Source organism: Pseudomonas agronomica, from assembly GCF_025917275.1.
Classification (GTDB): Bacteria; Pseudomonadota; Gammaproteobacteria; order Pseudomonadales; family Pseudomonadaceae; genus Aquipseudomonas; species Aquipseudomonas agronomica.
In genome coordinates, this window is sequence record NZ_JAOSHO010000285.1 from 1 (window position 1) to 6,568 (window position 6,568).

The following is a 6,568-nucleotide window of genomic DNA, read 5'->3' on the forward strand; positions in this document are numbered from 1 at the left end:
CTGGCACCGGTTCTTTCTTGCCGCAGGTTCTTCCTCGTCATTGGGCTGGCATTTGGGGGCTGCTTTGCAGCCCAGCGGGGATGAATCCCCTCGCCACAAAAGGGATCGCCGTCAGATGAGATCTGCGTTGCTCGCGGCCAAGCCACTTTCCTACAGACGAAAAAAAAGACCTTGAATTTCAAGGTCTTTCTTTAAGATGGTGCCCCGAGGGAGACTCGAACTCCCACTCCTTTCGAAAACGGATTTTGAATCCGCCGCGTCTACCAATTCCGCCATCAGGGCTCAATGGCGGCGAAGTATAGAGAGGTGCCTACCGTTGGTCAATCACGTTTCATGGTGAATTTTTAATATTTCCGCTAGACTTTCCGGCCCTGCTAGACGAACCCCATCATGCGTGTTGCTGACTTTACTTTCGAACTCCCGGATTCGCTGATCGCTCGCCACCCGCTGGCCGAGCGTCGCGCCAGTCGACTGTTGACCCTGGACGGGGTCAGCGGTGCCATGGCTCACCGTCAATTCACTGATTTGCTCGAGCATTTGCGCCCGGGCGATTTGATGGTGTTCAACAATACCCGGGTGATTCCGGCGCGGTTGTTTGGCCAGAAGGCCTCCGGTGGCAAGCTGGAGATTCTGGTGGAGCGGGTGCTGGACAGTCATCGCGTGCTGGCCCATGTGCGGTCGAGCAAGTCGCCCAAGCCCGGTTCGTCGATCTTGGTCGACGGCGGCGGTGAGGCGGTGATGGTGGCTCGGCATGATGCGTTGTTCGAGCTGGAGTTCGCCGAAGAGGTGTTGCCGCTGCTCGACCGTGTCGGGCACATGCCGTTGCCTCCTTATATAGACCGCCCGGACGAAGGTTCGGACCGCGAGCGTTATCAGACCGTCTACGCGGAGCACCTGGGGGCGGTGGCGGCGCCGACGGCGGGGCTGCATTTTGATCAGCCGTTGCTGGAGGCGATTGCCGCCAAGGGCGTGGAGACGGCGTTCGTCACGCTGCACGTCGGCGCGGGCACGTTCCAGCCGGTGCGCGTCGAGCGGATCGAAGATCACCACATGCACAACGAATGGCTCGAAGTGAGCCAGGAAGTCGTCGATGCCGTGGCGGCCTGTCGCGCCCGCGGTGGGCGGGTGGTGGCGGTGGGGACGACCAGCGTGCGCTCCCTGGAAAGCGCCGCGCGCGATGGCGTGCTCAAGCCGTTCAGTGGCGACACCGATATCTTTATCTACCCGGGCCGGCCGTTTCATGTGGTCGATGCCCTGGTCACCAACTTTCATTTGCCCGAGTCCACGCTGTTGATGCTGGTTTCGGCGTTCGCCGGTTATCCCGAAGCCATGGCCGCCTACAAGGCCGCCGTCGAGCATGGGTACCGCTTTTTCAGCTACGGTGATGCGATGTTCATCACCCGTAACCCCGCGCCACGCGGGCCCGAGGAAACCGTATGAGTCGCACTTGTCGCATGTCCTTCGAGTTGCTTGCCACCGATGGCAAGGCTCGTCGCGGACGCCTGACCTTCCCCCGCGGAACCGTGGAAACCCCTGCGTTCATGCCGGTGGGCACCTACGGCACGGTCAAGGGCATGTTGCCGCGTGACATCGAGGCGATTGGCGCGGAGATCATCCTCGGCAACACCTTCCACCTGTGGCTGCGCCCGGGCATGGAAGTGATCAAGGCCCACGGCGACCTGCACGATTTCATGCAGTGGAAAGGCCCGATCCTGACCGACTCCGGCGGCTTCCAGGTGTTCAGCCTCGGTGCGATGCGCAAGATCAAGGAGGAGGGCGTGACCTTCGCTTCTCCGGTGGACGGTTCCAAGGTGTTCATGGGGCCGGAAGAGTCGATGCAGGTGCAGCGCGACCTGGGCTCGGACATCGTGATGATCTTCGACGAATGCACGCCGTACCCGGCCGATGAAGACGTGGCGCGGGTGTCCATGGAGCTGTCGTTGCGTTGGGCCCAGCGTTCGAAGAATGCCCATGGCGACAACACGGCTGCGCTGTTTGGGATCGTGCAGGGCGGCATGCACCGCGACCTGCGCATGCGCTCGCTGGAAGGCCTGGACAAGATTGGTTTTGACGGCCTGGCGATTGGCGGCCTGTCGGTGGGCGAACCGAAGCACGAGATGATCAAGGTGCTTGATTACCTGCCGGGCGAAATGCCCGCTGACAAACCTCGTTACCTTATGGGCGTTGGCAAACCGGAAGATCTGGTTGAGGGTGTGCGCCGCGGGGTGGACATGTTCGATTGCGTGATGCCAACCCGTAATGCCCGCAATGGGCATCTGTTCATCGACACCGGTGTGCTGAAGATCCGTAACGCGTTCCATCGCCATGATGATTCGCCGCTCGATCCGACGTGTGATTGCTATACCTGCCAGAACTTCTCCCGCGCTTATCTGCATCATTTGGACAAGTGCGGCGAAATGCTCGGCAGTATGCTCAATACCATCCACAATTTGCGCCATTATCAGGTGCTTATGGCTGGTTTGCGCGAGGCTATCCAACAGGGTACATTGGCCGCCTTTGTCGAGGCCTTCTATGCCAAGCGCGGGTTGCCTGTTCCGCCTTTGGACTGAGTTTTCCGATCCTAAGATTCAATACTTGCAACTGGAGTGCTAAATGAGCTTTTTTATCTCTAACGCCATGGCTGATGCCGCTGCACCCGCAGCCGCGCCTATGGGTGGCGGTTTCGAGTGGATTTTCCTGGTCGGCTTCCTGGTCATTTTCTACCTGATGATCTGGCGTCCACAGGCCAAGCGCGCCAAGGAGCAGAAAAACCTGCTCAGCAACCTGGCCAAGGGCGACGAAGTGGTCACCACCGGCGGCATCGCTGGCAAGATCACCAAAGTGGCCGATGACTTCGTGGTACTGGAAGTGTCCGACACTGTTGAAATGAAGTTCCAGAAGGGCGCTATCGCGGCCACGCTGCCAAAAGGCACGCTGAAAGCGATCTAAGTAACAACTTCAATTCAATCGACGGGGCGCGCAAGGCGCCCCGCGTCATAAGCGGGCGGCGTGATGCTGAACAAATACCCTCTGTGGAAATACCTACTGATCCTGGCGGTGCTGGCGGTCGGTCTGATTTATTCCGCTCCCAATCTTTACCCGGATGACCCGGCCATTCAGGTCAGTGGCGCAAGCACTGCGCTGCAGGTCACCCAGGCCGATCTGGACCGTGCGAGCGCTGCGCTCAAGGCGTCCAACATCGAAGTCAAGGCTGCGTCCATCGTCGAAAACGGCAAGGGCGGCCTGTTGCGACTGGTCAAGGCTGAAGACCAACTGCCAGCCAAGGACGTGGTGCGCAAAGCGTTGGGCGACGACTACGTTGTAGCCCTGAACCTGGCCCAGACCACCCCGCAATGGCTGCGCAAGCTCGGCGCCCACCCGATGAAGCTGGGCCTGGACTTGTCCGGCGGTGTGCACTTCCTGCTGGAAGTGGACATGGAAAAAGCCCTTGATGCGCGGATGAAAGTCTACGAAGGCGACGTCAAGAGCCTGCTGCGCAAAGAGCGCGTGCGTTATCGCAGCCTGCCGCCAGCCGATGCTGCCATCCAGCTGGGCTTCAGCGATGAAGACACCCGCGAGCAGGCCCGTGCACTGATCCGCAAGAGCTTCAACGATTTCGACATTGTACCGGCCGATCTCAATGGCCAACCGGTGCTGCGTCTGGCGATGACCCCGGCCAAGCTGGCGGAAATCCGCGAATACTCCATCAAGCAGAACTTGACCACGGTGCGTAACCGCGTCAACGAGCTGGGTGTGGCCGAGCCGATCGTGCAGCGCCAGGGCGCCAACCGCATCGTGGTTGAGCTGCCAGGCGTGCAGGACACGGCCGAAGCCAAGCGTATCCTCGGCAAGACCGCCAACCTGGAATTCCGCCTGGCCGCTGAGCCGGGTGCGTCCAAGGCGACTTCCGAAAGCTTCGAGTTCCGCGAGGGCAATCGCCCGGCGGCGCAGATCGAGCGTGGCCTGATCATCACCGGTGACCAGGTGACCGACGCCAAGGCCGGCTTCGATGAGCAAGGTCGTCCACAAGTGAACATCCGCCTGGATGGCCACGGCGGCGAACTGATGAACCGCGCCACGCGCAGTAACGTCGGTCGCAGCATGGCGGTGATCTTCATCGAGCAGAAGCCGACCACCACCTACACCAAGCAGGTCGTCAACGGCGTCGAGAAAGACGTACCGGTCCAGACTTTCAAGGAAGAGAAGAAGATCATCAGCCTGGCGACCATCCAGTCGCCACTGGGCAGCCAGTTCCGCATCACCGGCCTGAACGGCCAGGGCGAATCCTCGGAACTGGCCCTGCTGCTGCGTGCCGGTGGCCTGGCCGCACCGATGTACTTCGCTGAAGAACGCACCATCGGCCCGAGCCTGGGTGCCGACAACATCACCAAGGGCATCAACGCTTCCCTGTGGGGCATGCTGTTCGTGTCGCTGTTCATCATCGCCATCTACCGCTTCTTCGGCATCATCGCCACCGTCGCGCTGGCGGTGAACATGGTGATGCTGCTGGCCTTGATGTCGTTGCTGGGCGCTACGCTGACCCTGCCGGGTATCGCCGGTATCGTGTTGACCATGGGTATGGCGGTGGACGCCAACGTGCTGATCTTCTCGCGGATACGTGAAGAGATCGCCGCGGGCATGACCATCCAGCGGGCAATCAACGAAGGCTTCGGCCGGGCATTCACTGCGATCCTCGACGCCAACCTGACCACGTTGCTGGTCGGCGGGATTCTCTTCGCCATGGGCACCGGCCCGGTCAAGGGCTTCGCAGTGACCATGTCCCTCGGGATCTTTACCTCGATGTTCACAGCCATCATGGTGACCCGCGCAATGGTCAACCTGATCTTTGGCGGTCGTGACTTCAAGAAGTTGTGGATTTAAGGGGCTGCCATGTTACGTACAATCAACTTCATGGGCGTTCGCAACATTGCGTTCGGCGTCACATTGTTCCTTACGGTCCTGGCGTTGTTCAGCTGGGCCACCAAGGGCCTGAACTACGGCCTGGACTTCACCGGCGGTACGCTCATCGAGCTGACCTACGAGCGTCCGGCCGACGTCACCAAGGTGCGTGAGCAACTGGCGAGCTCGGGCTACAGCGACGCCATCGTGCAGAGCTTTGGCGCCACGACTGACTTGCTGGTGCGCATGCCGGGTGAAGACCCGCAACTGGGTCACCAGGTGGCCGAGGCCTTGCAGAAGGCTGGCGGCGATAACCCGGCGCAGGTCAAGCGCGTCGAGTTCGTCGGTCCGCAGGTGGGTGAAGAACTGCGCGACCAGGGCGGCCTCGGCATGCTGATGGCGCTGGGCGGCATCCTGATCTACCTGGCTTTCCGCTTCCAGTGGAAGTTCGCGGTGGGCGCGATTGTCTCACTGATCCACGACGTGATCGTGACCGTGGGCATCCTGTCGTTCTTCCAGATCACCTTCGACCTGACGGTGCTGGCGGCGGTGCTGGCGATCATCGGTTACTCGCTCAACGACACCATCGTGGTGTTCGACCGGGTGCGTGAGAACTTCCGTGTGCTGCGCAAGGCGTCCTTGATCGAGAACATCAACATCTCGACCACCCAGACCCTGCTGCGGACCATGGCGACGTCGATCTCCACGTTGCTGGCGATTGCTGCGCTGCTGTTCTTCGGTGGCGACAACCTGTTCGGTTTCTCCATCGCGCTGTTCATCGGCGTGCTGGCGGGTACGTACTCGTCGATCTACATCGCCAACGTGGTGTTGATCTGGCTGAACCTGAACAGCGAGGACCTGATTCCTCCTGCAGCCGTGGAGACCGAGGTGGACGACCGCCCATAAGGCTCGGTTTTCCGTCCGTCACCGCTGAAAAGGCGCGAGTTGAACTCGCGCCTTTTTTTATGCTCCAAGGCTGGGAGAAGCGCGGATTATTCCGCTTGTGATGGTCAGGAGGTTCAAGTGAACAAATCGATGCTGGTTGGTGCGGTATTGGGTGCTGTCGGTGTAACAGCCGGTGGTGCGGTCGCCACCTACAGCTTGGTAAAAAGTGGCCCTGAGTATGCGCAAGTATTGGCCGTGGAACCGGTCAAGACCCAGATCAAGACTCCGCGTGAAGTGTGCAAGGACGTCACCGTGACTCGGCAGAAGCCAGTCCAGGACCAGCACCAGATCGCCGGCACCGTGCTCGGCGCCGTGGCCGGTGGCCTGTTGGGCAACCAGATCGGCGGCGGCACCGGCAAGAAGATCGCCACCGTGGCCGGTGCGGCCGGCGGCGGTTATGCCGGTAACAAGATCCAGGAAGGCATGCAGGAACGCGACACCTACACCACCACCCAGACTCGCTGCAACACGGTCAATGACATCAGCGACAAGGTTGTAGGCTACGACGTTCGCTACATGCTCGACGGCAAGGAAGGCAAAGTCCGCATGGACCGCGACCCGGGCAACCAGATCCCGGTCAGCAAGGAAGGCCAACTGATCCTGGGCCAGAACCAACCGGCGCAGTGATCCAGCCGCAATGAAAAAGCACCCTTCGGGGTGCTTTTTCATGCCCACAGTTCACGCGCCACCCCGACCCCCCTGTGGGAGCGAGCTTGCTCGCGAA

At 60.7% G+C, this 6,568-nt stretch carries 7 protein-coding genes and 1 tRNA gene; 6 read left to right on the forward strand and 2 right to left on the reverse strand.

Translation table 11 applies throughout. The features are described 5' to 3' along the window. Positions 1-182, reverse strand: a 182-nt coding sequence (locus OC610_RS18360) for a hypothetical protein (RefSeq protein WP_264429641.1), incomplete at its 3' end; no start/stop codon positions are given. Between the two features lie 15 nt (positions 183-197). After that, positions 198-282: transfer RNA gene (locus OC610_RS18365), tRNA-Leu, on the reverse strand. Between the two features lie 108 nt (positions 283-390). On the opposite strand from OC610_RS18365, the gene queA reads away from it, so the two are divergent. From queA to OC610_RS18395, 6 genes are all read left to right on the forward strand, one after another. Further along, positions 391-1,440 carry a tRNA preQ1(34) S-adenosylmethionine ribosyltransferase-isomerase QueA gene (gene queA / locus OC610_RS18370; RefSeq protein WP_264429643.1) on the forward strand — a complete coding sequence of 350 codons (1,050 nt, stop codon included), beginning with the start codon at positions 391-393 and terminating at the stop codon, positions 1,438-1,440. Positions 1,441-1,454: 14 nt separating this feature from the next. Further along, positions 1,455-2,570 carry a tRNA guanosine(34) transglycosylase Tgt gene (gene tgt, locus OC610_RS18375; RefSeq protein ID WP_181288045.1) on the forward strand — a complete coding sequence of 372 codons (1,116 nt, stop codon included), beginning with the start codon at positions 1,455-1,457 and terminating at the stop codon, positions 2,568-2,570. 43 nt (positions 2,571-2,613) lie between these two features. After that, positions 2,614-2,949 carry a preprotein translocase subunit YajC gene (gene yajC / locus OC610_RS18380; protein WP_264429644.1) on the forward strand — a complete coding sequence of 112 codons (336 nt, stop codon included), beginning with the start codon at positions 2,614-2,616 and terminating at the stop codon, positions 2,947-2,949. Positions 2,950-3,012: 63 nt separating this feature from the next. Beyond that, a complete protein-coding gene (gene secD / locus OC610_RS18385) occupies positions 3,013-4,881 on the forward strand; it encodes a protein translocase subunit SecD (RefSeq protein ID WP_264429646.1) in 1,869 nt (622 codons plus the stop codon). 9 nt (positions 4,882-4,890) lie between these two features. Continuing rightward, on the forward strand, positions 4,891-5,805 hold the full coding sequence (secF, locus tag OC610_RS18390) for a protein translocase subunit SecF (protein ID WP_264429648.1): 915 nt from the start codon (positions 4,891-4,893) through the stop codon (positions 5,803-5,805). A 117-nt stretch (positions 5,806-5,922) separates the two neighbouring features. Next, on the forward strand, positions 5,923-6,471 hold the full coding sequence (locus tag OC610_RS18395; RefSeq protein ID WP_258631175.1) for a glycine zipper 2TM domain-containing protein: 549 nt from the start codon (positions 5,923-5,925) through the stop codon (positions 6,469-6,471). Positions 6,472-6,568: the final 97 nt, after the last annotated feature.